The 23,393-nt window shown below is 45.1% G+C and carries 25 protein-coding genes; 15 read left to right on the top strand and 10 right to left on the bottom strand.

Annotation, left to right across the window (positions count from 1 at the left end; all coding sequences use genetic code 11):
- Positions 1 to 25: 25 nt before the first annotated feature.
- The 6 genes from HYY55_02495 to HYY55_02470 all read right to left on the bottom strand — a co-directional run bounded on the left by HYY55_02495 (position 26) and on the right by HYY55_02470 (position 5,741).
- Positions 26 to 493, bottom strand: coding sequence for a hypothetical protein (locus HYY55_02495; GenBank protein QQG45829.1), 468 nt, complete (start codon positions 491 to 493; stop codon positions 26 to 28).
- A gap of 7 nt (positions 494 to 500) precedes the next feature.
- Complete coding sequence (locus HYY55_02490; GenBank protein QQG45828.1) at positions 501 to 1,787, bottom strand: extracellular solute-binding protein; 1,287 nt, start codon at positions 1,785 to 1,787, stop codon at positions 501 to 503.
- 95 nt (positions 1,788 to 1,882) lie between these two features.
- A complete protein-coding gene (locus HYY55_02485; protein QQG45827.1) occupies positions 1,883 to 2,410 on the bottom strand; it encodes a class I SAM-dependent methyltransferase in 528 nt (175 codons plus the stop codon).
- The gene (gene gyrA, locus HYY55_02480; GenBank protein ID QQG45826.1) at positions 2,401 to 4,842 is read right to left on the bottom strand and encodes a DNA gyrase subunit A; all 2,442 of its coding nucleotides are present in this window, start codon (positions 4,840 to 4,842) and stop codon (positions 2,401 to 2,403) included. The genes HYY55_02485 and gyrA overlap by 10 nt, the downstream gene beginning before the upstream one ends.
- A gap of 9 nt (positions 4,843 to 4,851) precedes the next feature.
- Positions 4,852 to 5,085, bottom strand: a complete 234-nt coding sequence (locus HYY55_02475) for a hypothetical protein (protein ID QQG45825.1) — start codon at positions 5,083 to 5,085, stop codon at positions 4,852 to 4,854.
- Positions 5,086 to 5,105: 20 nt separating this feature from the next.
- Positions 5,106 to 5,741: an MBL fold metallo-hydrolase gene (locus HYY55_02470; GenBank protein ID QQG45824.1), complete on the bottom strand. Its 636-nt coding sequence runs from the start codon at positions 5,739 to 5,741 to the stop codon at positions 5,106 to 5,108.
- A 126-nt stretch (positions 5,742 to 5,867) separates the two neighbouring features.
- Between HYY55_02470 and HYY55_02465 the strand changes: the two genes are divergently transcribed.
- Positions 5,868 to 6,941: a S1 RNA-binding domain-containing protein gene (locus tag HYY55_02465; GenBank protein QQG46648.1), complete on the top strand. Its 1,074-nt coding sequence runs from the start codon at positions 5,868 to 5,870 to the stop codon at positions 6,939 to 6,941.
- Here HYY55_02465 and HYY55_02460 read toward each other — a convergent pair.
- From HYY55_02460 to HYY55_02450, 3 genes are read right to left on the bottom strand one after another with little or no spacing between them, the layout of a single operon-like run.
- Positions 6,938 to 8,818 carry a hypothetical protein gene (locus tag HYY55_02460; GenBank protein ID QQG45823.1) on the bottom strand — a complete coding sequence of 627 codons (1,881 nt, stop codon included), beginning with the start codon at positions 8,816 to 8,818 and terminating at the stop codon, positions 6,938 to 6,940. The genes HYY55_02465 and HYY55_02460 overlap by 4 nt on opposite strands.
- A 28-nt stretch (positions 8,819 to 8,846) precedes the next feature.
- Positions 8,847 to 9,449 (bottom strand): hypothetical protein, encoded by a 603-nt coding sequence (locus HYY55_02455; protein QQG45822.1) that lies wholly within the window; start codon positions 9,447 to 9,449, stop codon positions 8,847 to 8,849.
- Positions 9,450 to 9,477: 28 nt separating this feature from the next.
- Positions 9,478 to 11,424 carry a DEAD/DEAH box helicase gene (locus tag HYY55_02450; GenBank protein QQG45821.1) on the bottom strand — a complete coding sequence of 649 codons (1,947 nt, stop codon included), beginning with the start codon at positions 11,422 to 11,424 and terminating at the stop codon, positions 9,478 to 9,480.
- 67 nt (positions 11,425 to 11,491) lie between these two features.
- Here HYY55_02450 and HYY55_02445 point away from each other — a divergent pair, with 67 nt between their 5' ends.
- The 3 genes from HYY55_02445 to HYY55_02435 all read left to right on the top strand — a co-directional run bounded on the left by HYY55_02445 (position 11,492) and on the right by HYY55_02435 (position 12,762).
- Positions 11,492 to 11,692, top strand: coding sequence for a hypothetical protein (locus tag HYY55_02445; protein ID QQG45820.1), 201 nt, complete (start codon positions 11,492 to 11,494; stop codon positions 11,690 to 11,692).
- A 200-nt stretch (positions 11,693 to 11,892) separates the two neighbouring features.
- Complete coding sequence (cas2, locus tag HYY55_02440; GenBank protein ID QQG46647.1) at positions 11,893 to 12,384, top strand: CRISPR-associated endonuclease Cas2; 492 nt, start codon at positions 11,893 to 11,895, stop codon at positions 12,382 to 12,384.
- Positions 12,385 to 12,567: 183 nt separating this feature from the next.
- Complete coding sequence (locus HYY55_02435) at positions 12,568 to 12,762, top strand: hypothetical protein (GenBank protein QQG45819.1); 195 nt, start codon at positions 12,568 to 12,570, stop codon at positions 12,760 to 12,762.
- A gap of 38 nt (positions 12,763 to 12,800) precedes the next feature.
- Here HYY55_02435 and HYY55_02430 read toward each other — a convergent pair whose 3' ends face one another.
- On the bottom strand, positions 12,801 to 13,370 hold the full coding sequence (locus HYY55_02430; protein ID QQG45818.1) for an aminoacyl-tRNA hydrolase: 570 nt from the start codon (positions 13,368 to 13,370) through the stop codon (positions 12,801 to 12,803).
- A 50-nt stretch (positions 13,371 to 13,420) separates the two neighbouring features.
- On the opposite strand from HYY55_02430, the gene HYY55_02425 reads away from it, so the two are divergent.
- The 11 genes from HYY55_02425 (at position 13,421) to ftsZ (ending at position 23,330) form a co-directional block, all read left to right on the top strand.
- Positions 13,421 to 16,102: a M1 family metallopeptidase gene (locus HYY55_02425; GenBank protein ID QQG45817.1), complete on the top strand. Its 2,682-nt coding sequence runs from the start codon at positions 13,421 to 13,423 to the stop codon at positions 16,100 to 16,102.
- A 120-nt stretch (positions 16,103 to 16,222) separates the two neighbouring features.
- The gene (locus HYY55_02420; protein ID QQG45816.1) at positions 16,223 to 16,888 is read left to right on the top strand and encodes a transposase; all 666 of its coding nucleotides are present in this window, start codon (positions 16,223 to 16,225) and stop codon (positions 16,886 to 16,888) included.
- 175 nt (positions 16,889 to 17,063) lie between these two features.
- On the top strand, positions 17,064 to 17,555 hold the full coding sequence (locus HYY55_02415; protein QQG45815.1) for a hypothetical protein: 492 nt from the start codon (positions 17,064 to 17,066) through the stop codon (positions 17,553 to 17,555).
- A gap of 78 nt (positions 17,556 to 17,633) precedes the next feature.
- A complete protein-coding gene (gene lepB, locus HYY55_02410) occupies positions 17,634 to 18,098 on the top strand; it encodes a signal peptidase I (protein QQG45814.1) in 465 nt (154 codons plus the stop codon).
- Positions 18,099 to 18,131: 33 nt separating this feature from the next.
- Positions 18,132 to 19,505 carry a histidine--tRNA ligase gene (gene hisS, locus HYY55_02405; protein QQG45813.1) on the top strand — a complete coding sequence of 458 codons (1,374 nt, stop codon included), beginning with the start codon at positions 18,132 to 18,134 and terminating at the stop codon, positions 19,503 to 19,505.
- A 4-nt stretch (positions 19,506 to 19,509) separates the two neighbouring features.
- Positions 19,510 to 19,845 (top strand): HIT domain-containing protein, encoded by a 336-nt coding sequence (locus HYY55_02400; protein ID QQG45812.1) that lies wholly within the window; start codon positions 19,510 to 19,512, stop codon positions 19,843 to 19,845.
- 49 nt (positions 19,846 to 19,894) lie between these two features.
- Positions 19,895 to 20,128 (top strand): 30S ribosomal protein S21, encoded by a 234-nt coding sequence (gene rpsU / locus HYY55_02395; protein QQG45811.1) that lies wholly within the window; start codon positions 19,895 to 19,897, stop codon positions 20,126 to 20,128.
- Positions 20,121 to 20,570: a GatB/YqeY domain-containing protein gene (locus HYY55_02390; GenBank protein ID QQG45810.1), complete on the top strand. Its 450-nt coding sequence runs from the start codon at positions 20,121 to 20,123 to the stop codon at positions 20,568 to 20,570. The genes rpsU and HYY55_02390 overlap by 8 nt, the downstream gene beginning before the upstream one ends.
- Before the next feature lie 4 nt (positions 20,571 to 20,574).
- Positions 20,575 to 20,967, top strand: a complete 393-nt coding sequence (gene ybeY / locus HYY55_02385) for an rRNA maturation RNase YbeY (GenBank protein ID QQG45809.1) — start codon at positions 20,575 to 20,577, stop codon at positions 20,965 to 20,967.
- Positions 20,946 to 22,112, top strand: coding sequence for a cell division protein FtsA (gene ftsA, locus HYY55_02380; GenBank protein ID QQG45808.1), 1,167 nt, complete (start codon positions 20,946 to 20,948; stop codon positions 22,110 to 22,112). The genes ybeY and ftsA overlap by 22 nt, the downstream gene beginning before the upstream one ends.
- Before the next feature lie 114 nt (positions 22,113 to 22,226).
- Positions 22,227 to 23,330 (top strand): cell division protein FtsZ, encoded by a 1,104-nt coding sequence (ftsZ, locus tag HYY55_02375; GenBank protein ID QQG45807.1) that lies wholly within the window; start codon positions 22,227 to 22,229, stop codon positions 23,328 to 23,330.
- Positions 23,331 to 23,393: the final 63 nt, after the last annotated feature.

Raw genomic sequence — 23,393 nt, 5'->3', positions numbered from 1 at the left:
CGAAAAGCGCCTCCTTGTAATGCTTCTAGTTCCTCGGGGTAACGCATGCCGGAAATGGTTCCGTTAACGGATTAAAGAACTGCCCTTCTTGTACTAATGTTCCGAGTATAGTATTTATTATAACCCAAGCCGAAACGGCAATAAAGAAGCCGATGATGATGGCTTTGAGCATTGACTTGCCCTTTTCCAGCTGGGTTTGGGACCCGCCGGCAGTAAGCAAGGTTAGGCCGGAAGCCAGTATTCCTAGGGCAGCCAACGGCAGGATAAGGAAGTTGAAGCCAAACTTGACGACTCTATTCGCAAGCTCCATTAAATGGCAGAAAGTACAGGGCTGTCCCGGGCCGCCGCAAGGGACAAGCGGCTGTTGAGCTAAAGCGAAAGACGGCAAAAAGACGGCAACAATAAAGCCCAAAGAGATAAAGGTTAAAAGGTTAAAAAGTTTAAAGGTTAAAGAGTTAAAAGGTTTAAGAGTTGAAAAGTTAAAAAGTTTCATTTTAGTTTTATCTGGGCATTAAAGTTTCAAATTTTCTTTGGGCTTCCGTTACCGCTTGATTTATTCTTTTGATGCCCGAAACGACAGACGAAGTCATTTCCCGCCATATATTTTTAGTTTGGACCGGGTCCGGATCCAGCCAGCCGAGCGATTTTACGGCCGATTTATAAAAAACATCAAGTATCGGATTTTCCTGTTTTTCGGCCAGAGCGCTTCTTAACGCGGGCGCTAAAAATGAATTTTTAGCCAGCAAATTTTGGGCATTAAGACCGGTTAATTCATAAATAAAAGTAAAAGCCGTTGTTTTGTTTGCGCTTTGTCGGCTTATGGCCAAAGCCGAGCTTCGGCCGTATGAGGCGCTTAGTTTTCCGCCCCTTATCTGCGGAACTTCGCTTGCGTCAAAATCAAGGTGCGGATTTAAAGCCAGGATTTGTTCAATTTCGGAAGCGTATCCGATATACATAGCCAGCCGCCCTCCTCCGAAGGCTTCAATTGCTTCGCCCTGAGCCTTGTTCCAGCTATAAGTTTCTTTAATCGGGTCCGAAAAACTCACAAAAAATAAAAGAGCGGTTTCGGCCGGACTCAAGGCTTCTGCGGCGCGTTCGGCAAAAACAGAGCGAAGAGTTTCGGGATTTGTTATTTTATTGCCCGTCTGCAGTATCAATAACGCCAGAATGTCTTTTGCCTGCGAAATGTTTGAAAATTCGCCCATAGCCGCGCCTGACTGCGTTATTTTCTGTCCGTCGCGAATTGTCAAATTTTTGGCTGATTCTGAAAATTCATCCCAGAACCGCGGCGGAAGCACCAGTCCCGCGTTTCTAAAAAGGTCGCGATTCCAATAGAGGACCAGGGGGTCTATGTAGAAAGGCAAGCCGACAATGCCTTCCGGGCGCGCGTAAAGATTGGCAAGGTCCGCGAAGTTGTCGCGAAAAACGCGCAAAGGATAAGTTGTTGAATCAAGCGCGAACACCAAATCTTTTTGTTTTATTATCTGGTCTTGAGGCAGGAGAAAAACATCCGGACCAAGACCAGAAGCCAAAGCGCTTATCAGTTCTTCAATATAAATTTTGGGGTCTATTTCGCGATAATCCACTTTTATATTTTTGAAACGCTGGCTGAAATCATTCAAAACCGGCGACAAATTTTCGGAAGGCAGTGTTCCCCAAAAAGAAATTTCTCCGGTTTGCCCCGGGGCGTTTGGTCCGAAACCCGGTAAGATGCCGGAAAAAATCAGCAAAGCCGCCACCGCGATGATGATTGAGAAAATGATTATGATGATTTGCAAAGTATTCATTTCGTAAAATTTCTGATTATTTGTATTTTGGTTCCTATGTTTTGTGTTTTAATCGTAGAGTTTTTAGATTAATTAGGTCAATTAGAAATTAGTTATTATGGTTTGCCGTACAGCAAACCGTAATGATTGTCTCCCGCGTTAAATTCTTTAATTCGTTTGAAACCGGAATCATCCAGGAGTTTTTCCGCGGCTTCCCGCGGTACTATTTTTTCTGTCCGGGGCCCTGCTGCGCTGCCGAATGAACTCCATTCAATCACCGCGACCTCGCCCCCATTTTTTAAAATTCGGAAAGCTTCTTTTAAAAGTGCCGGCTTGTCTTCGGCTTGAAAAAGGATATTGGATATGAGTACAAAATCCATCGTGTTTTCGGCAAGTTTGGACCCCCTGGGACTCTCAAGGTCAACCCGCATTGCCGCTATATTCAGCAGACGCGATTCGCGGGCCTTTGAGCGCGTAAGCTCCAGCATTTCCGGCTGCGCATCCAAAGCGTAAACTTTTCCTGAAGGCCCGACTGCCCGGGCCAGGGGGACGGTATAAAAACCGGTTCCACTTCCGAAATCGGCCACCTGCATGCCGTATTTTATTCCCATTGATTTTATTGTTTGTTCCGGATTTACAAACATGTGAGCGAAGCGATGGCGTCTTTATTATCCAGTCTCATTATTCGCACTCCCTGGGTATCGCGGCCAAGTTCGGGGATGCTCTTAAGCTCGGTTTTGATGACCTGGCCTTTTTGGGAAATGGCGATTAATTCTTCCAGTTCGGGATAAATAACCTTAGCCGACATTAATGGTCCGGTCTTTGAAGTTATTTTCGCGGTTTTTACGCCGGAGCCCCCGCGTTTCTGCAGTCTGTAATTTTTCACATTTGTCCTTTTGCCGAATCCCTCGGAGCTCATTACTAAGAGGTGAGCGTTTTTTTCCTGAGCCGATATGACGTCAGCTCCTATCAATTCGTCTTTTTTGCCGATTCTCATGGCTTTCACGCCCGCGGCATTCCTGCCCATCGGCCTTGCGTCCGATTCTTTAAATCTAATGGCTTTGCCGAGTTTGGTGGCAAGAATAACGTGGTCTTTGGTTCCGGCCAGCCTTACCCATCTCAGCGAATCTCCTTTTTGAAGGCGAATGGCTATTATGCCGGAACGCCTGACCCCCTCAAAATTATGCGGCTCCACCTTTTTTATTATACCAAGCGCCGTAATCATAACCAAAAATATTTTTTCTCCTTTTTTGGTTTTGGGAAGCGCCAAGACCGATGTGATTTCCTCGGTTTGCGTAAGCGGCAGGATGTTCAGCACGGATTTGCCTTTTGACGTTCGCTTTCCTTCGGGAACATCATACATTTTTGTTTGATATACTTTGCCCAAAGACGAGAAAAATAGAAGGTCGTCGTGCGTGTTGGCCGAAAGAAAAACGCTGACCACATCCTCTTCTTTAATCTCCGCGCCTATTAAGCCTTTGCCGCCCCGTTTTTGCAGGCGATATTCTTCGGGATTGACCCTTTTGACATAGCCGCCCTTAGTCAGAACCATTACCTGTTCGGATTCAGGTATCAGGTCTTCGGCTTTGAACGATTTGGCCGCGCTTAAAATGACTTTGGTTTTGCGTTCGTCGCCGTATTTATTTTTTATGTCCTCAAGCTCTTTTTTGATTACCTCAAGAATAAGCGCCGGGTTTTTCAGCAAAGCTTTAAGATCGCGGATGAGTTTCTGTTTTTCTTTTAATTCGTCCGTGATTTTTTGGCGCTCAAGATTAGCAAGCGCCGAGAGGCGCATTTCCAGTATGGCGTCGGCCTGCCGCTCCGAAAAAGAGAATTTTTTAACAAGGTTCTTTTTTGCCGTTTCACGATCAGCTGAAGATTTTATGGTTTTAATTATCGCGTCTATATGGTCAAGGGCGCGCGACAGGCCCTCTAATATGTGGACGCGGTCTTCTGTTTTTTTAAGTTCAAAGCGCGTTCGTCTTTCAACAATAATTTGCCTATGCTCTATGAATTTTTCAAGAAATCCTTTAAGCGATAATATCTGCGGCTGAATGCCGTCCACCAGCGCCAGCATGTTAAAGTGATATGTTCGTTCAAGATCGGTGTGTTTGTATAGGTTGTTCAGAATTTTTTGGGCGAAAGCGTCTTGTTTAAGGTCAATAACCACGCGCAGACCTTCTTTGTCCGATTCGTCTCTGACGTCGCGGATGCCTTCTATCTTTTTCTCGCGCACAAGTTCCGCGATCTTTATTATCAGTTCGGATTTATTTACTTGATAAGGGATAGAACTGACTATAATTTGAAACTGTCCCTGCTTTTTTTCAACAATTTCAGCTTCGCCTCGGTTGATAACACCGCCGCGTCCCGTGGCGTAGGCCTGATGGATTTCGTCTTTATTAAAAATAAGGCCGCCGGTCGGAAAATCTGGGCCTTGCACGAATTTCACCAAATCCTCGGTTGTGGCTTTGGGGTGGTCTATCAGATGTCGAGTAGCGCTTACGACTTCGTTTAAATTGTGCGGCGGGATATTGGTGGCCATTCCGACCGCGATGCCCAAAGAGCCATTCAGTAATAATTGCGGAATAGCCGAGGGGAGAAGTTTTGGCTCTTGCCTTGTACCGTCATAAGTTGGCTGAAAATCAACAGTTTCTTTTTCAATATCTTTAAGCATTTCAGACGAGATTGAGCTCATTCTGGCTTCGGTATACCTCATTGCCGCGGCAGAATCGCCATCAATGTTCCCGAAATTACCTTGACCGTTAATCAGGGGATAGCGCATTGCCCACGGTTGAGCCATGCGCACCAGCGTGTCGTAAATTGCCGCATCACCGTGCGGATGATATTTACCCATGACATCTCCGGTTATGGCCGCCGACTTTCTGAATTTGGCGCCGGAAGTGAGCCCCATCTCGTGCATGGTGTATAAAATCCGGCGATGAACGGGTTTGAGCCCGTCGCGAACGTCGGGCAAGGCGCGCGAAACAATAACCGACATCGCGTAATCTAAGTACGACTCGCGCATTTCACGCACGATGTCTCTGGGCTCAATTTTATTTTGATTGTGTTCCGGCATTTGAAAAGATTAAAATTCCAATTGATCCATAGCGCTTTTAAATCCTTCACTGGCGGCGTTCCAGAGGGTTTTTATCGGGTTTTCGGCGCTTTTTACGGGCGAATTCATAAAATTTTGGCGAGTCGTCTGTATCCAGACCGCGACAATCAGAATCATAATAATGATGACGCTTGATACCAGTATGCGCTCCCGCGATCTCGCCGGTCTTTTTTGTAATTTTTCTATTTGGTCTAAAAAACTCATTTACTAAATTTCTAATTATTCTAAATAGCCGGTTTTAAAATCTTTACTTCCGCCTTACCCTCCGGCAAATCTTTTTTCTTTAAAGTAAGTTTTTCTTCGGGTTTCAGCGTTTCAACTCCCGACTCTTTCAGGAAATCAGACAGTTCTTTTTTTTCATAATGCATCGGTATGATTATTTTCGGTTCCAGAAGATTTGCTATTTTTACGGCATTTTCCGGGTCAATAACTGTTTTTCCGCCTATCGGCAAAAATAATATATCCACCGTTCCTATGGATTCCAAAGTTTCGTTCCTGAGTTCTTTCTCTCCGAAGTCTCCCAAATGGCATATTTTTATATCCTCAATTTTCGCGGCGTATATCGTGTTTCGGCCGAGTTTTTTGCCGGAAGAAGGGTCGTGAAATGAAGGCACGCCCGTAATGTCCATGCCTTTGATTTCGTATTCCCCGGGGCCGTCTATTTTGAGCGGATTGCCGTTTTCTTTGTCCGAGATCATTTCGTAGCCGTTATGGTCGGCGTGGTCATGGCTTATTAATACCGCGTCAGCCCTGAAGCGCGGAGATTTAAAAGAGGATTTTTTTGACGGAGGGTCAAAAACCAAAACAAATTCTCCCGAACTTATTTTAAAGCACGACAGGCCGTAGTAGGTGATAACCATACCTCGTATTATAGATGATTGACGGGGTAAGGTCTAGACTGTATAATCTTTGTTATGGATTTAGATGGCAGTAATAATAATAGTGCCGAACAGCTGATAGAGCCCCAAAAGGCCGAATTAAGTCCTATGGAATATCTTTTTAAGGCGGTTAGTTTCCCTGTGCTTAAGGTTGGGGATTTTATAGATGGAATGGTGATTGCCCGCAAAAAATCGGCTCTGTACGTGGATTTGGGTTCGGTCGGCACCGGCATCGTGTATGGCCGCGAATTGATGGCCGCGCGCGACATGGTTTCAAACATCAGAATGGGCGATCGCATAACCGCGAAAGTGGTTGAACCGGAAAATGAAGACGGATACGTTGAACTTTCGCTGAAAGAAGCCGGCCGTGAGATAGTCTGGCGCGAAGCCAGGGATTTGGCTGAAAAAAAGATACCTTTGGAATTGGTAATAAAAGAAGCCAATAAAGGCGGGCTAGTTATGGAATGGGAAGGGATTCAGGGTTTTTTGCCGGCCTCGCAATTAAGGTCAATCCATTATCCGAGAGTTGAGGGAGGCGATAAAGAAAAAATTTTAGGCGAGCTCCAAAAAATGATCGGCCAAAGTTTGACGGTAACAATAATTACCGCGGACCAAGAAGAAGACAAGCTTATTTTTTCGGAAAAAGAAACTCAGACAGAGGAGCTGAAGGAAGTTTTATCTAAATATAAGGTTGGCGATATCGTTGACGGCGAAATTACGGGCGTGGTCGACTTCGGCATTTTTCTAAAAATAGAAGAGGGATTGGAAGGTTTGGCTCATATCTCCGAACTTTCGTGGTCTTTGGTTGAAGACCCGAGGACACTTTTTAACATAGGCGACAAAATAAAAGCCAAGATAATCGCTATTGAAAACGGAAAAATTTCACTTTCCATTAAAGCTCTGGAACCGGACCCATGGGTGAGGGCTAAAGAAAAATATAAAAAAGGCGACATCGTGCAGGGTGTGGTCATACGGCTGAACCGTTACGGCGCTCTGGTCGCGGTAGAAGAAGGTTTGGCCGGGTTGGTTCATATTTCGGAATTTGGAACCGAGAATACTATGCGCGAGAAAATAGAATTGGGCAAAACCTACCCGTTTCAAATAACCCTGTTTGAACCCGACGAGCGCAAGATGACTTTGGTGTACTTGGGCGACGTGGAAAAAGAAGTAAAGTCCGCCTAGTCCAATTTTTCACCGCTGACAGAATAAAAAGTGTCTTCCTGAATATTATAGACCTCCATACTTTTGGTCTGGCTGTTCCAGAACATCATTACTTTTTCGTGCTCTTCAATGTTTTCGGCGCGTTTTATTATGCTTTCTCGCGTTTCATCTGAAAATGATACATAGGGAGGGTCAATCCCGCCGGTTATGGTTGCTTTGCCCACAACATGCAGTTTGCTGGTTGGACTGGTGATGCCTATGCCGACATTGCCGGAGGAGTTGACCACAAACGGAGGACTTGTCGGATCAAGCACGGTTATGTCTGGATGCAGACGAAAAGCGCCGTTGAACCATTGTATGAGCCCCCGATCCACCCCGTTGACTCTAAATGATATTTCCTGTCCTGAATCGGCAGTGGGATGATCCAGGGCCAGTTTAGTTCCGGCATTAGAAACTATATGCAGCGGGGTTTGGGGGTTTGAAGTCCCGATTCCTATTTTGCCCGAGGGCACGATAAAATTAGAACCCTCGGACACGGAAAGATTCGCGCCGAAAGACGCGTCCGCGTTTTGATAAGTATACGGAGTGCCCACCAGATTGCCGAGAGCAACAATGCTTTTCCACGACCCGGACCAAAATTTGGTCGTGGCCGTATTTTTAACGTAATTACCGATAGCGACAAGCGAGGTTGATGTGTTGCCGGTTACAATCAGGTCCGTTGTCCCGCTTTGAAACCTGTTTCCTATCAGCACCAGAGGGCCGGAAAAATTAAACTCTATAACTTTACCCGACGCGTTTGCCTCCGATGGAGAATCCCAGCGCACATTCTGCACTATGGTCGCCCAATCTGACGCGGCGCCGGAACTGTCCATAAAAGACGCGGAACGCTCAACATCAATGCCGTCTATCATAATGACATCCGTCGGCTGACCGAGGTGGAAATTAGCCGTGGTCTGGCCGCGCATGCCGCCGCGGACCCATTTGAAACTTCCTCCTCCGTCTTGCCGCAGGCCGTATCTTGAGGAGCCCACATGAGAATCTTCAAAGAGTATGTGTTTTGCTTGTGACGAGTTTTCTATGACAAATCCGTCGCGAAGAATATCGCCCATACTTACTCTTATGAACTTATGAAAATCATTGTTGGCGTCCGTGCCGTCTCCGATTTTGACGCCGTCGGTGATAGACCCCCCGCCTATAGCCCAAGCCGTGGGGTGTATGTAAATATCCCTGAAAACATTATTTGTGGATACGGTCGCGCCCGAAGCATTATGTATTTTTATTGCCAGATTCAGATTAACGCTCTGGACGGCTATTCTGAAGCCCTCAAAAAAACTGTCTCGGACGCTTCCGACATCAAGCACCGGGCCGGCCGCTCCGCCATCCCACAATATATTCGTCAGATTCTTGCCGGCGCCCGCGAATTTCATATGATTGTTATTGAAAAATATCAGAGAACTCGTAACGCGGTAGACCCCGGGCGGAAGATAAACCATTCCGCCGTCACTGCCTCGGTAATTAATCGCGGCTTGAATCGCCGAAGTGTCGTCGGTAGTGCCATCGCCTTTGGCGCCAAACTCCTTGACGTTTACTATGCCAAGACCGGTTATATCTCCCAGACCGCTCGGTTTTAACTCGCCGTTTTCTTCGTGGCTGACTCGCAAAAATTCATTTAGAATTTCGCCCCAATTATTTTCATCGCCTCCCGCCACGGGTAATCTGGCGGCCGCAAAAAGAAATTGGCCGTACCCCCCGTCTTTTATGACCGCGGGCAAGCGCGGACGGTCGGGCGGCCGCCGGCGCTGGTTCCCTAAAATCAGAAGAGCTAAAACAATTAAAATTGATAAGGCCGGCGCGGGATTATTTTTTATTCTTTTAATTATTGAAACCAGATAAGGCATATTTTATTTTAATCAACTAAGCGAATAATTAAAATATTGAAAATAAAAATTGACCGGCTTGCCACAGTTTATATTTTATCACGCGCCGCGCTATTTTCAGACTATTGGTGATTATGCCGACTACCAATGTTTTAATAGGCATTTGAGATTTCAGAACGGCTTTTGTTGAGGTGCTATATTCTTCTTCCGTAGAAATTAAAGCTATTGTCGGCTCCGGCGCCGAAGTTGTTTTGTTTTTAGGTGAAATTTTTTTATCTTTTATGCGCGCTGGGGCGGCCGCGGGTTTAATTGAGGGCGAGCTTATTTCAGAAGTGGTGGCCATAACCGAAGTTGTGGCAGTGGCCATTTCAGAAGTTGTGGCAAGGGTTATTTCAGAAGTTGTGGCAGTGGCCATTTCAGAAGTTGTGGCAAGGGTCATTTCAGAAGTGGTGGCCATAACCGAAGTCGTGGCGCCGGCCGTTCCTGATGTACTGGTCATCCGGACGGTAGAAGTCTCTCCGGTAGTTGTGCCGTAGCCATAGCCGGCTTCTCCGTATTTCGATATACCAAATCCCGCCGCTTGCGCGTTAACCGGCCCAAAAATTATAAAAAAGATTAATAGTGTAAATGAGCCGAATAATTTCATCAGCATATTTTTATTATATATTTTTTTTCGGCTTCTAAAATAGAGAAAGATTTTCAGTCGCTTCGTTCATAAACTGAAAATATAAATTCCAGCCGATGCGGTTGGCTATACCCGATTGTTCGCGGCCCAAAATGTTGCCCGCGCCCCTGATTTCCAAATCGCGTTTTGCGAGTTCAAGCCCGGAGCCAAGCTCCTGAAAGTTAAGAAGATTGTTCAGGCGCTTTTCGGCCTTAGGCATGAGGTTTTTTGGATTATACAAGAAATAAGCGATTGCTTGCGTATCGCCTCGCCCGATTCTGCCTCTTAACTGATGCGCTTGCGAAAGTCCGAGAAGCGCCGCGTTTTCAACAATTAAAGTGTTTACCGAAGAAATATCCAGGCCATTTTCAATAATGGTGGTTGAAACAAGAATCTCTATTTTTTTCTCGCGAAAATCGCGCATCGTTTCAATTATATTTTTTTCGGACAATCTCGCGTGAATTGAGCCGATTTTGGATTTCGGAATAAGTTTTTCCAGCATTTCAACAATTTTGGGAATGTTTTTGATGCGGTTGGCGACATAATAAACCTGTCCCCCGCGTTTTAACTCGGCTTTCAGAGCTTCCTTTACAAATTTTTTGGAAAAAGGTAAAACTTTGGTGAGAGGCGCTTTGCGACCGCGTGGCGCCTCTTTGATTTGGCTTGCCGGCCGTACTCCGGCCAAAAAGAAAGTGAGTGTGCGCGGGATGGGAGTTGCTGAAAGCGAAAGGATATCGGTTGCCGGATGAAGTTTTTTGAAATGTTCTTTGTGTCTTACCCCAAAGCGTTGTTCTTCGTCTATTATCACCAATCCCAGATTTTTGAATTTAACGTCTTTTGAAAACAAGCGATGCGTGCCGATAACGATATCCGTTTCGCCTTCGGCCAGATTTTCCAGCGTTTTTTTATTTTCTTTTTCGGGTGATAAGCGGGTTAAGCCCCCGATTTTTATCGGCAGATTTTTAAGACGTTCTTTGAAGACCGAAAGATGCTGGTCGGCAAGCACGGTGGTTGGCGCGAGGATCGCCGTTTGTCTGCTGTTTAGTGCCGCGCGAAGCGCGGCGCGCAGCGCCAGTTCGGTTTTCCCAAAGCCGACATCTCCCGTTAAGATTCTATCCATAGGTTCGGGACTAGCCATATTGCTTAAAATTTCTTCAAGGGCGTTTTCCTGGCTCGGAGTAAGTTCGTGCCTGAATGAATCCCAGACAATTTTTTCAAACGAGTCAGGCAGGTAGGGCGGACGTTTTTGAATGACGCGATTTTTATAAATTTTTATGAGTTCTTGGGCGAAGGCGATTATTTCTTCGCGCGACTTCTTTTTGGTTCTGGTCCAGAATTGGCTGCCCAACCTGTTTAACCGCGGACGCTCAAGGCCGTAATACGGCTCAAGGCGTTTTTTTTCCGAAATCGGGACGAAAAGCGCGTCGGGGTCGGCTCCGTGCGCGGGAGAAGCGTACTCAATTTTAAAATAATTTTCGCCGTTTTTTTCTTCCAGGCCCTGGAAAATTCCGATTCCGTGGTCTATATGGACGACATAATCGCCAGAAGCAATACTCAATTCTTTATTTTTTTGCGGCTTTAGTGTCAGACCGCCTTTCGCGATTGTTTCGTGTTTTTCAATCGCCTCTACGATATTGCCCGAGAATTCCACGCCCCAAGGGATTTTTTTATTGATTGGAAAGATAACAATCGTTGAGCCAAGCGTTTTGTAAGTCCCGGGGAGTATCGTTTCAAAAACCCTTTCATATCCCAACTCCGAAATTCGGCGTAAAAATTCGCTCTGCTTTATTTTTTGTCCCGTTTCCACCAAAACCGTGTTTCTGGTCCAAGTCGGACTTAGACCGCGCTTTTTTATTATTTCCTCCTCATTTTCTTCCCACCACAAAACGGGCTTTTCCAAAAAATATGGGGCAAGCCCTGCGATCAAAAGTGTATTAAGTTGTTTGGTTGGTTTTTCTGCCAACTATTGCATTTTATATGAAAGAATGTATGATGCAAGGAGAGTTTTTGAATAAAAGGAGAGTTGAGTGGTGGTGACAGGATTGGGTTCTTGGTTAGTAACGTTTGTGGTATTGTCCGTGATGTTTAATTTGTCTTTGTCAACCGTTCTTTGGGTTGTGGTCGGAACAGGCATCTGCGCGCTTATTTTTGGGTCTTTTCTTGATCAACAAAAAAACAATGATCAAGGAAATGATGACGAGGATAAAAAGAAAAAAGATAGTGCGGCATAATAAAGCAAAAACGGCTCCTCGCAAGCCGTTTTTCTTATAACTTACTTGTAACTTACCTAACTTATTCTTAACTTATTTTGCCCACACTGCTCCGATCGTATCAATGTGGTACAATTGTGATGTGACTAAATATTATGGCTAAATATTATTATAGTCCGACTAAACAAAAAATACTTTTGTTGTTGGTGGCCGGAATATCCATGGGGCTTTCGCGCTCGCCACGAACCAACTGGCATATCATAAAGAACTTGTCTAAAGAATGGCGCGATGTTGACCGCCGCACCTTAAGAAGGGTGTTAAGAGAATTTAAGTATGACCGCTTGGTTAATTTTAAAGACGAGGATGACGGCACCGTGTCAATTGTTATTAATGAGAGGGGAAAGAGGTTCGCCATGCGCTATAATCCGGACCAGATCGAGATGGCCAAACCGGTGCGTTGGGACAAAAAATGGCGCATTGTTGTTTTTGACATACCGGAGAAAAAAAGAACGGCGCGCGATGCTTTGCGAAAAAAACTCAAAAAATTAGGATTTTATGAGTTGCAAAAAAGTACGTGGGTTTTTCCGTACGAGTGCTCGAATGAGATAAATTTTTTGGCCGAATTTTTTGAGGTTCAGCAGCATGTTAGAGTTTTGACCGTAGAAAAAATGTCAATGGACGCCGACCTTAAATTGCATTTTGACTTATCCTAATTTTTAATACACTTTTTGTTTTGCCTACATCACTACGATCGTAGCGATGTGGGCAAAATAGGTTTTGGTATTTGGTTGGTTTTTCTGCCAACTATTGCATTTTAGATTAAAATCGGCATAATTCAAGCCAGAGCAGTGTTAAATCAAGAGGGGGAAAACCATCATGGGAGGGGGATAACTATCGTGAATCAACCGGATAAAATAGCCGTTTTTATCGGTTGCGCGCTTCTTGGCCTGACGATATTTATTATTAAGTTTGATTTCCCGCCTAATATTCCTTTGGTAGTAGTCAGCAGTTTAGCAGGAATTTTTGGTTTCTTGGGGATTTTGATGCTGGTGGTCGGCTTATTGGGCGACTGCTGGAGAAACAGAGAGTAAAATAAAAAAGCGCGGCCAAAGAGCTGCGCCTTTTCTTTTTAATTAAATAAATTCATCGCTTTTTCTGGGGATTTCGAAAGCATGGTTTCCAACGCTTCGGAAATTTTTTTGAATGACTTTTTGAGTGTTTCAAAATCCGGTTTGCGCATAGGCGAGGTCAGAAAGTCCGGAATTTTTTTATGCGGCAGCTTGTTTTTCGGCGAGACGCCAATACGAATCCGCCAAAAATCTTTTGTTTTTAACGCGCGGATTACTGATTCAACTCCTTTATGCCCGCCCGAACCCCGACCGAATGAAATTTTGATTTTTCCCAACGGCAAATCAATATCGTCGTGAAGGACGATCAATTCAGCTTTTAGCTTATAGCTTTTAGCTTTTAGATGCGCGATCGCCTTGCCCGAGTTATTCATAAAGGTCTCTGGCAATAACAATAAAACCGGCTTTTTGCCGATTTCCCCTTCCGAAATAAGAGAAAAATATTTGTTTGATTCCTTCCAATCCGGAAAATCATTTTTCTTGGCAAAGTATTCCAAAGCGAGCCGTCCGGCGTTGTGGCGCGTTTCGGAATAATCGCTCCCCGGATTTCCGAGCCCGACTATTATTTTCATACTTGTAAATATAACATAGCGGCATTAAACTCTAAATTAGTTTTCGGTCCTTGAAAAAAGGAGGCAGGATCGTGTGTCCGGAAGCGTCAGCTGTAAGACCCGGCGTTCGTCTTCCTAAAAATGTAAGACCCGATGAGTATTACTTGACATTTACTCCCAATCTTAAAAAATTCACTTTTGATGGCAGTGAGTTGATAGAGATTGAAGTTTTGGAAGAAACCTCGGAAATCGTCCTGCACGCCGTAGACCTTTCAATATATAACGTGAAAGTCATTGCTCGCGACAGATTCATCCCCAGATTGCAGGGTACGGAATTTAATAAGGAGGCAGAGACCGTTACTTTAAAATTTGATAGGGTTTTCCAAAAAGGCAGATACGCGCTCACCATCAATTTTAGCGGAGTTTTGAACGACAAAATGCGCGGTTTTTATCGTTCAAGTTATGAAGTGAACGGTGAAAAAAGATGGATGGCTTGTACTCAATTTGAAGCAACCGATGCCCGCAGGGCTTTCCCGTGCTGGGACGAGCCGGCGATAAAAGCGACTTTCAGAATTGCTTTTATTGTGCCGCGCCATCTGCAGGTTTTGTCCAATATGCCGGTTCAGAGATGCCCCGATTTTTGGCCCTTTAAAGTTATCCAGTTTGAAAAAACTCCGCCGATGTCAACTTACGCTCTGGCTTTTGCGGTTGGAGAATTTGAATCAATCGAAACCAGGACCAAAGATCTTGAACTAGAGGCCGAAAGTTGCGAGGGCGAATGTTGCGGTAATGGTCAAAAATCAAAAATAGTTATTCCCGGGAAACCCATCAGGGTCTGGACGACGCCCGGAAAAGTTGAGCAGGGCCGGTTCGCGCTTGATACTTGCAAAAAGAGCATTGAATTTTTTGAAGAATATCTTGGCGTGCCGTATCCCTTGCCAAAACTTGATTTGGTTGCTGTTCCCGATTTTGCCTCGGGAGCCATGGAGAACTGGGGGCTTGTGACTTACAGAGAAACTACGCTTCTTTACGACCCGGAAAATTCCGCTGCTTCAGCCAAACAGCGCGTAGCCGAAGTCGTCATTCACGAAAACACGCACATGTGGTTTGGAGACCTTGTGACAATGAAATGGTGGAACGATTTGTGGCTTAACGAGGGGTTCGCGAGCTTTCTTGAGCCGAAATGCACCGATTATTTGTTTCCAGAATGGGACATTCAGACGCAATTCGTCGCCGGGGAATACGCGAACGCTCTTTCCAAAGACGGCCTGAAAAGCACTCACCCGATTGAAGTTGAAGTTAACGACCCCGCTGAAATAAATGAGATATTTGACGCCATAAGTTATTCAAAAGGCGCTTGCGTCATAAGAATGCTGGTTGAATATCTTGGCGAAGAGGTTTTCAGAAAGTGTCTTAAGGCCTACTTGATTCGTTTTGCTTATAAAAATGCTTCAACCGATGAACTTTACGAAGTTTTTGAAGAAGTTTCAGGCAAATCGGTGAAATCTTTTATGGACGGCTGGACAAAACAAGCGGGTTATCCCTCGGTTTCTGTCAGGAGGATTGACGGCGGCTTTGTGTCTTTGGGGCAAGAAAGGTTTCTTTCAAGCGGCGAAACTCTGGATTCCGAAGAGAGGGGAAAACGTTGGACCATTCCGCTCGGCATTGAGCTCGGCGGTTTGGGAGAACTGCGCGTAACTATGCCGAGCAGTGAAGCCGACTATCAGTCGCTTTTCAGCGCCGGCAACACATGGTTGAAAATCAACACCGGTCAAATGGCTTTTTGCCGCGTTCATTACGAGCCCGAGTTTCTGCATAAATTGCGCGTCCCTTTATCAAATGGCGACCTTCCGCCAATAGATCGTTTCGGAGTTTTGAGCGACCTTTTTTATAACGCGCGCTCCGGACGCGTCTCAGCCGAGGAACTTCTTTCGTTGCTTCCGTATTACAGGGGAGAAAGAAATTACGCCGTCTGGCAGGAAATTTTAAGCATTTTGGCTTCGCTTGATAATTTGCTCTGTAGTACTGATTTTTCAGGAGGGTTGGTCGATTTTTCGCGGCTATTGATGAAAGATATCAGTGAGCATGTCGGATGGAAACAGAAAGATAACGAAACCCACACCGATAAACTTCTGCGCTCCCGTATTTTAAGGGGTTTTGCAAATTTAGCTAAAGACCCCGCGACTGTTTTTGAGGCGTATAGGCAATTCAAATCCGGTTTTATCAGTCCCGACTTGAAGGAAGCGGTATACGCGATTGTGGCCGACCATGGAAGCGACGCGGAATACCATGCCCTGCTTGACCTTTACCGCGCGACAGGCCTTTCGGAAGAAAAGACCAGAATTTTAAGAGCGCTTGGAAAATTCAGGTCCCAAGCTCTGATTGAATCAGTCCTTGAATTTATGCTCTCGGATGAAGTGAGGCCTCAAGACGTCTTTTTCATCAGCGGAAGCGTCGGCGCAAACGCGTACGCTCGCGATCGGGCGTGGGAATTTCTGAAGAATAATTTTGCGGAGTTAAGTAGGCGCTATTCGGACGGCGGAATTTTTATGTTTCAAAGCATAATCGGCGGCCTTATCAACGACTTTGTTTCCGAAGGCAAGGCCCGTGAAATAGAAGAATTTTTTGCTTCTCATCCCGTGCCGTCGGCCAAACGCACCATTGAACAGTCGCTTGAGCACATACGGATGAATGCTCGGTGGCTTTCAAGAGACGCCGCGAATATCAAGAAGTTCTTTTTTGGAATAATTTGAAATAGTTTTTTAAACCCGCCCTTTGGGCGGGTTTTATGATTGGTCGCAAATTTTGTCGCCCCCCCCTTTGATTTTACAGATGTTTACGGACGTTGAACGTCCGTGTACTATATAAAATATATGATTTTTGTGGAAGAAGAGATTTATCATGTTTGTCAAAAGGGGGTTGACGGGAGAATTATATTTCCTGGCAACTCTTATTTTCAAAGATTTTTGCTGGGGATGCGCATCTTTAACTCTTGGGAGCCGGCGGAGCTTAGAAATTTTAATAACAATACGGACGTTCAACGTCCGGAAAAGGAAAAATTGGTTGAGGTTTTGGCTTATATTCTAATGAATAACCACGCGCACATTCTTTTTCGTTGCAGAACTCCCGAAGGCGCAACCGAGTTTGTCAGAAAAATATTCGGCGGGTACGTTAAGTATTTTAATCTTCGTAATAAAAGAAAGGGCGTTTTGTTTCAAGGAAGAGCTAAAGTAATACGCGTTGATTCCGATCGTTATTTTCAGCACCTTGTAAATTATATTCATCTTAATGCGTTAGATTATACCCATCCCCAATGGCGAGGGGGAAGAATAAAACGCGTTTTAAGTGCAAAAGCGGCATTACTTAGATATCCGTGGTCCAGTTTGTTGGGTATTGTCGGAAAAAAGGACGATCTAATAATTTCTAGGCATGCTTTAGAAGAATTTTTAAATCCAGAAGAGCTAATTGATTCAATGCTGAAATGGAGCGAAAGAGACCAAGAATTATTGGGCGAACAAAAGGATTATTTAGAACCCTAATACGGACGTTGAACGTCCGTACGTCGTATGTGCTTCGTTCGCATGTTGTTGCAGACCTTAGCATTGCGTGCTAATATACTTTCGGCGGAATGGTCCGCCTTGTCCCGTTACGGCGGGACGAAGTTCTTTCATACTTCGAGCCGTAGGCTAAAAACCGAGCGGCAGGAGGGCTGTAATGGAAAAAAGAGCCGTAGTAAGGTATTCCGGAAATCACGAGAAACATCCGATAGATGACCGCATAATTCAATGTGTTAACCAGTTGGTGAATAACTTAACAGCGGAAATTAACATTACTGCTCAGATAGTGTTTGATGATGATAAGAATAGATACGCCATTACATTTGCGTGGGAAGGAAAAGTTTTTGTCTCAGCCATATATAATCCCGAAGAAACTGACGACGATCAGAAGTTCCAGATCGTTCCAAGCGGACAGACAATGTGTTTTATGTGGTTTGCCGAAGTATTTTTTTATCTGAAACTCGCGGCAATGATTAAGGACGAGGAAAAACGCATTGAAATCATTTCCCGGAAAGCACACGAAAAATTGCTTTATAATAGAAAAGAAATATTTCGGATACGTCCCGAGGTTTTTCATAAATATGACACCTCGCTAGTCTATATTGGTAGGGTAAATGGCATACATCTTCCCGTTCCTCCTGAAATCTGAAATATTCGTTTCCTGAGTCATTGGGGGCCCCACTTAAGGGGCCTTTTCTTTTGCCAAATTTTATGCTATTTTTATTAAATGCAATCTAAATTTTGGTCCGGGGTTTGGGAAATAGCCAAATTCGGCATTATTGTTTTAGCGATTGTGATGCCTATTCGGTTTTTTATCGCCCAGCCCTTTATCGTCTCGGGCGAATCAATGGCGCCGACATTTTCATCGGGCGACTATTTGATTATTGACGAACTGACTTATAATCTTATCCGCGAGCCCCAAAAAGACGATGTTATAGTTTTTCGCTATCCCTTGGACCCGTCAAAGTTTTTCATAAAAAGGATAGTCGGTCTTCCCGGTGAGGAATTGGTCATTGACGGCAAAGAATGGCGGATGGGAGACGATGAATATTTCGTGATGGGCGACAATAATTTTTTCAGCTTGGATTCGCGCAGTTGGGGGCCGCTTCCGAGGAAGAACATAACCGGCAGGGCTTTATTAAGATTATGGCCTCCGACAGCGTTTGCTTATATGCCGGGACAAGAAAATTAAATTTCTATTAGAATAATTAGGTTAATTTGTAATATGCCCAAGAAAATTTCCAAAAAAGAATTTCTAAAAACGCCCAAGGGAACAAGAGACATAATGCCTCACGATGTCTTGGTTTTGAGAGCTATTGAATCCAAAGCCGGAGAAATAGCCGAGGCCTACGGCTTTAAGCCCATTCGTACGCCCCACATAGAACATGCGGAGATTTTTTCGCCGACCCTGGGAGAAACTTCGGACATAGTTGAAAAACAAATGTATTCTTTTAAAACTCGCGGCGGAGATAATTTGGTTTTGCGTCCCGAGTGGACTGTGCCCGCGGTTCGCGTTTATTTTGAACACGGCATGCAATCATGGACCCAGCCGGTTATGTTTTACACGTTCGGCTCTTTTTTTAGGCACGAAAATCCGCAGCGCGGCCGTTTTCGCGAGTTTGAACAGTTTGATTTGGAGGTTCTGGGAGATGAATCAAGTTTTTCCGACGCTTTGGTTATCCGCGCTTTCGCGCTAATTTTTCAGGAAATGGGCCTCAAAAATTTTATTGTTCATATAAATACTTTGGGCGACAAGGAATGCCGGGCGGATTTTCGCAAAGAACTTCTGGCTTATTATCGCCGAAAAATAAATTCGCTTTGCAAAAATTGCCGCCAGAGACTTAAGACCAATCCGTTGCGGCTTCTGGATTGCAAAGAACCTTCGTGCGTTGAGGTTAAGGCTGATGCGCCCAAAACCATAGATTTCAGCTGTCAGTCCTGCCGGGCCCATTTCAAAAGCGTTTTGGAACTTTTGGACGAATTGAACGTTCCTTATTTTCTTGACCCCCATTTAGTAAGGGGTCTGGATTATTATTCAAGAACTGTTTTTGAAATTTTTTTGGAGGCATCGCCGGAAAAGAAGAAAGAATCCGGGGAATCTAAAGAACCCGAAGGAGCAGAAAACCCGGCTGATAAAAAGCCGACCGCTCCTGCGCCGGTAGCCTTGGCTGCCGGAGGCCGTTATGATTATCTGGCTGAAAATTTGGGGCAAAAGAAACTTTTTGGCGTTGGCGGAGCCTTGGGGGTTGACCGTTTGGCCGAGGAGCTGGCAATTCGGGGGTTGAATCCGGTGAAAGAAAAAAAACCAGACGTATCTTTGATTCAAATTGGGCCGCAGGCTAAGAAAAAGACTTTAGCCATTTTTGAATCTTTGCGCAAAGCCAAGTTCAGCCTTACCCAGTCTTTTTCCAAAGATAATTTGCGTCAGCAGCTGCAACTGGCGGATAAGGCCGGTTCCGCTACGGCTCTGATAATCGGCCAGAAAGAAGCCCTTGACGGAACGGCTATTGTGCGCGACATGATTTCCGGAGCCCAAGAAACCGTGCTCCAGGAAAAAGTTGTTGATTATCTGAAAAAGAAGTCGAAAATCAGAAATTAAAAGCATGGATGGCTGTATTTTTTGCAAGATAGCTAAAAAAGAAATCCCTGCCGAAATTATTTTTGAAAATGAGGGTATTATTGTTTTCAAAGACATAAAGCCGTCAGCACCCGTACATTATTTGGCGGTGCCCAAGGAGCATATTGAGTCCATAGGACATTTGAAGGACAATCATAAAGAAATAATTTCAGAGCTGATTTTTATTGCCAAAATGCAGGCGGAACGCGTCGGGCTTAAGGGTTATAAGTTGGTTTTTAATGTCGGGCGCGACGGAGGACAAATCGTTGACCATCTTCACTTGCATCTTTTGGGCGGCTGGGCAAAAAATACGGACAAATAGAAGAAACAACTATTTTACATTTTTAGTATTTCGCTTTACGCTTAATTTTATGGCTGAAATAAAAAGAAATGAAAATGAAACCACGACCAGCGCTTTGAGGCGCTTTACCAAAAAGGTTCAACAGGCCGGGATTTTGGGCCGCGTGCGCAAAGTTCGTTTTCACGAGCGCAAGTCGTCCGATTTTAAAAAGCGCAAAAACGCCCTGGCGCGCATTAAGCGCAGGAAAGAAATAGAAAAATTGCAAAAACTCGGTAAAATAAAAGTGGGGCGTCAAAATGCTTAAAAAAAGGCTTGAAGACGAATTGAAAATCGCGATGAAGGCGGGCGAAACTCTGAAAGTTTCGGTTCTGCGGATGATTTTGTCCGCCATAGCCAATAAGGAGATAGAGGTTTTAAAAAAAGAGGTCGGACTTTCGGATGAAGAGATTATAGACGTTCTTTCCAAGGAATTGAAAAAACGCAAGGATGCCGTTAGGGAATTTTTGAAAGGCGGTCGCCAGGAAATGGCTTCAAAAGAAGAAAAAGAGGGAGAGATGATATCGGCTTATCTTCCGCAAGAGATTTCAGACGAGGATTTGAAAAGAATTGTTGTGGACAGCGTTCGCGAGACCGGAGCAAAAGGAGCCGGTGATTTCGGAAAAGTAATGAAAGCGGCTATGGCGGTTTTAAAGGGCAAAGCTTCAGGCGATCGGGTAGCCGAAGCTGTGAAAGAAAAGCTTGGTTAGGGCGATGACGGCGTTCGCAGTTAAAAATTTGACCGTAAAGACTCTTCCGGAGCTTCCCTGGCAGAAAATTAAAAATAAAATATTGTTTTCGCGTTACGATTTGAGCCTGGTTTTTACCGGCGACAAAGAGATGACGCGGATTAACCGCAGATACCGCCGTAAGAACGGGCCGACAAATGTTTTGGCCTTCGCGTTGGGTAAAAATTCCGGAGAGATTTTTATTGATTTGCCGTTTGTTCGCCGCGAGGCTAAAAAGTCGGCGCGAACCCAAAGATCGCACGTTCTTTTAGTGTATATTCACGCCCTTCTGCACTTAAAAGGGTTTAAACATGACACTCCGAAACAATTAAAAATTATGAATCAAGCAGAGCAAAAATGGCTAAAAATTTTGTCCTAGGAATAGATATCGGGAGTTCCGGCGTCCAAAGCGTTGTCGCCGGCTGGGATAAACGCGGCGAGGGCTTGAAAATTCTTGGTGTCGGTTCCAGTCCTTCTTCCGGCATCAGAAGAGGAAAAATCATAGATATTGAAGAAACGTCAAAAAGTCTCAAGGCATCAGTCGTAATGGCCGAAAAGAAATCGGGTTTACGTTTGCGCTCCGGGGTTTTGTCTGTTGGCGGCACGGATCTTGCTTACGTGCGCTCCAAGGGGCTGATTATGGTATCCAGGGCCAATCATGAAATTTCGGAATTTGACGCCGCTCGGGCCCTTGAGCAATGCCAATCAAACATAGAGCCTTTGACGAATCGCGAAGTTCTGCATAGTTTTGCTTTGTCTTTTACGGTTGACGGGCAATTCAAAACTCCTGATCCAACCGGAATGGTCGGTTCAAAACTTGAATGCGAAGCTATATTCATTACTGCTTTGAGCCGAGACATCAAAAACGTGGTTAGGGTCGCCGAGCTTTCCGGGTTTATGGCCGAAGATGTTATTGCTTCTCCGATTGCCGCCGCCCGCGCGGTCTTGCCGAAACGCCATAAAGAGGTGGGCGCAATGCTGATTGATATAGGCGCGGGCACTTCGTCGCTTGCTGTTTTTGAAGAAGGTCTGCCCATTTCGCTTGAAGTTTTGCCGTACGGTTCGGCAAACATTACAAGCGACTTGGCTATTGGTTTTAAAACAACCATTGATGAAGCCGAGAATATGAAAAAAAATTTCTCGGCGTCCTCGGCATCGTCAAAAAAACAGGCTGCCGATATTATTTCGGCAAGACTTTCGGATATTTTTGAATTGACCAATAAACATTTAAAGAAAATAGACCGCGTCAAACTTTTGCCCGCGGGCGTTGTTTTGACCGGAGGCGGAGCAAGACTGCCCGACCTTCCCGATTTCGTGAAAGATTATCTGGAGCTTCCGGTTCGGATGGGCGATTTTGAAGAAACTAGAATGCCGGACGGATTGGACATCGGGCCTTGGTCAGTGGCAGTCGGGCTTTGTATTATGGCTTATGATGCCAGCCAGGGGCGTCCGGGATTTGGCTCGAACCTCACCGCAAAAACCAAAAACGCGGCGTTTCGCTGGCTTAAATCCCTTTTGCCGTAAATACGAATACGCCAGCCGCGCGGCGTATTCGTATTTACGCCACACAAAGGGCGGCATGGTCAACTTGCCCATAAAAGGTAACAGATATAAGCTAAAAGTTATAAACTAATTTTTATGCCGCAAGTAAAACCAGACGTGGAAACATTCGCGCGCGTTAAAGTCATCGGAGTCGGCGGCTCCGGGCTTAATGCCGTTGACCACATGATCCGTTCAAAAGTGAGGGGGGTGGATTTTATCGGCGTCAATACCGACGCCCAGGATTTGCATCATAGTTTGATGTCCAAGAAACTGCATATCGGACGCACCGTAACTCGAGGACTTGGCGCCGGAATGGACCCGGATCTAGGCAGGCAGGCAGCCGAAGAAAATAAAGCTGAAATTGAAGAATCGCTTAAAGGAGCCGATATGGTTTTTGTCACTTGCGGTTTCGGCGGCGGGACCGGCAGCGGAGCCGCGCCTGTAATTGCTTCCGCGGCAAAAGGGGCGGGCATATTGACCATTGCCGTTGTTACCAAGCCTTTTGTTTTTGAGGGCTTGAAAAGAATTCAGATAGCCGAAGAGGGTCTGGTCAAATTAAGAAATAATGTTGACGCTATGATTGTTATTCCAAACGATCGTTTGCTTGCGGTGGTGGATAAGAATACTTCTTTTCTGTCGGCTTTTGCCATGTGCGACGAGGTTTTACGCCAAGCCGTGCAGGGTATATCGGACTTGATTACCATGCCTGGAATAATAAACGTGGATTTTTCAGATGTAAAAGCCATTATGTCCAATTCGGGTTCGGCTCTTATGGGCATAGGTAAGGGCGCGGGAGATAAGAGGGCCGAAGAAGCCGCCCGTCTAGCTATTAGTTCGCCGCTTTTGGACATGTCCATTGACGGCGCCAAAGGTGTTCTTTTTGCCGTATCCGGCGGAGAAGATATGACTATGTGGGAGATTCAAGAAGCGGCGCGGGTGATAACTGGGGCCATAGACAAAGAAGCCAAAGTCATTTTCGGAGCTTTTCATGATGACCGTCTGAAAAGGGGAGAATTTAAAATAACGGTTATCGCTTCCGGTTTCCCGTCTGACGGCAGAATTCAAAAACTATTTCAAAACGATAAGGACAAAAAAGAGGGCGCGGAAAACGGCACCGAAGTTAAAGCGAAAAAAGAAGCAGCTGATGAAAGTGACTGGGAGGCAGTGCCGGCATTCTTAAGGCGTTCAAAACGCGGCTAAATACAATTTGAGCTCATTTTTCCCGAATTAGACTCGGGTTTTATTAACCTTTTTCCACAGATG

The sequence above is a fragment of the Candidatus Niyogibacteria bacterium genome (assembly GCA_016432485.1).
Lineage (GTDB): Bacteria > Patescibacteriota > Minisyncoccia > HO2-45-28 > HO2-45-28 > HO2-45-28.
The sequence above is the reverse complement of the archived record's forward strand: the minus strand, read 5'-3'. Positions and strand labels throughout refer to the sequence as shown.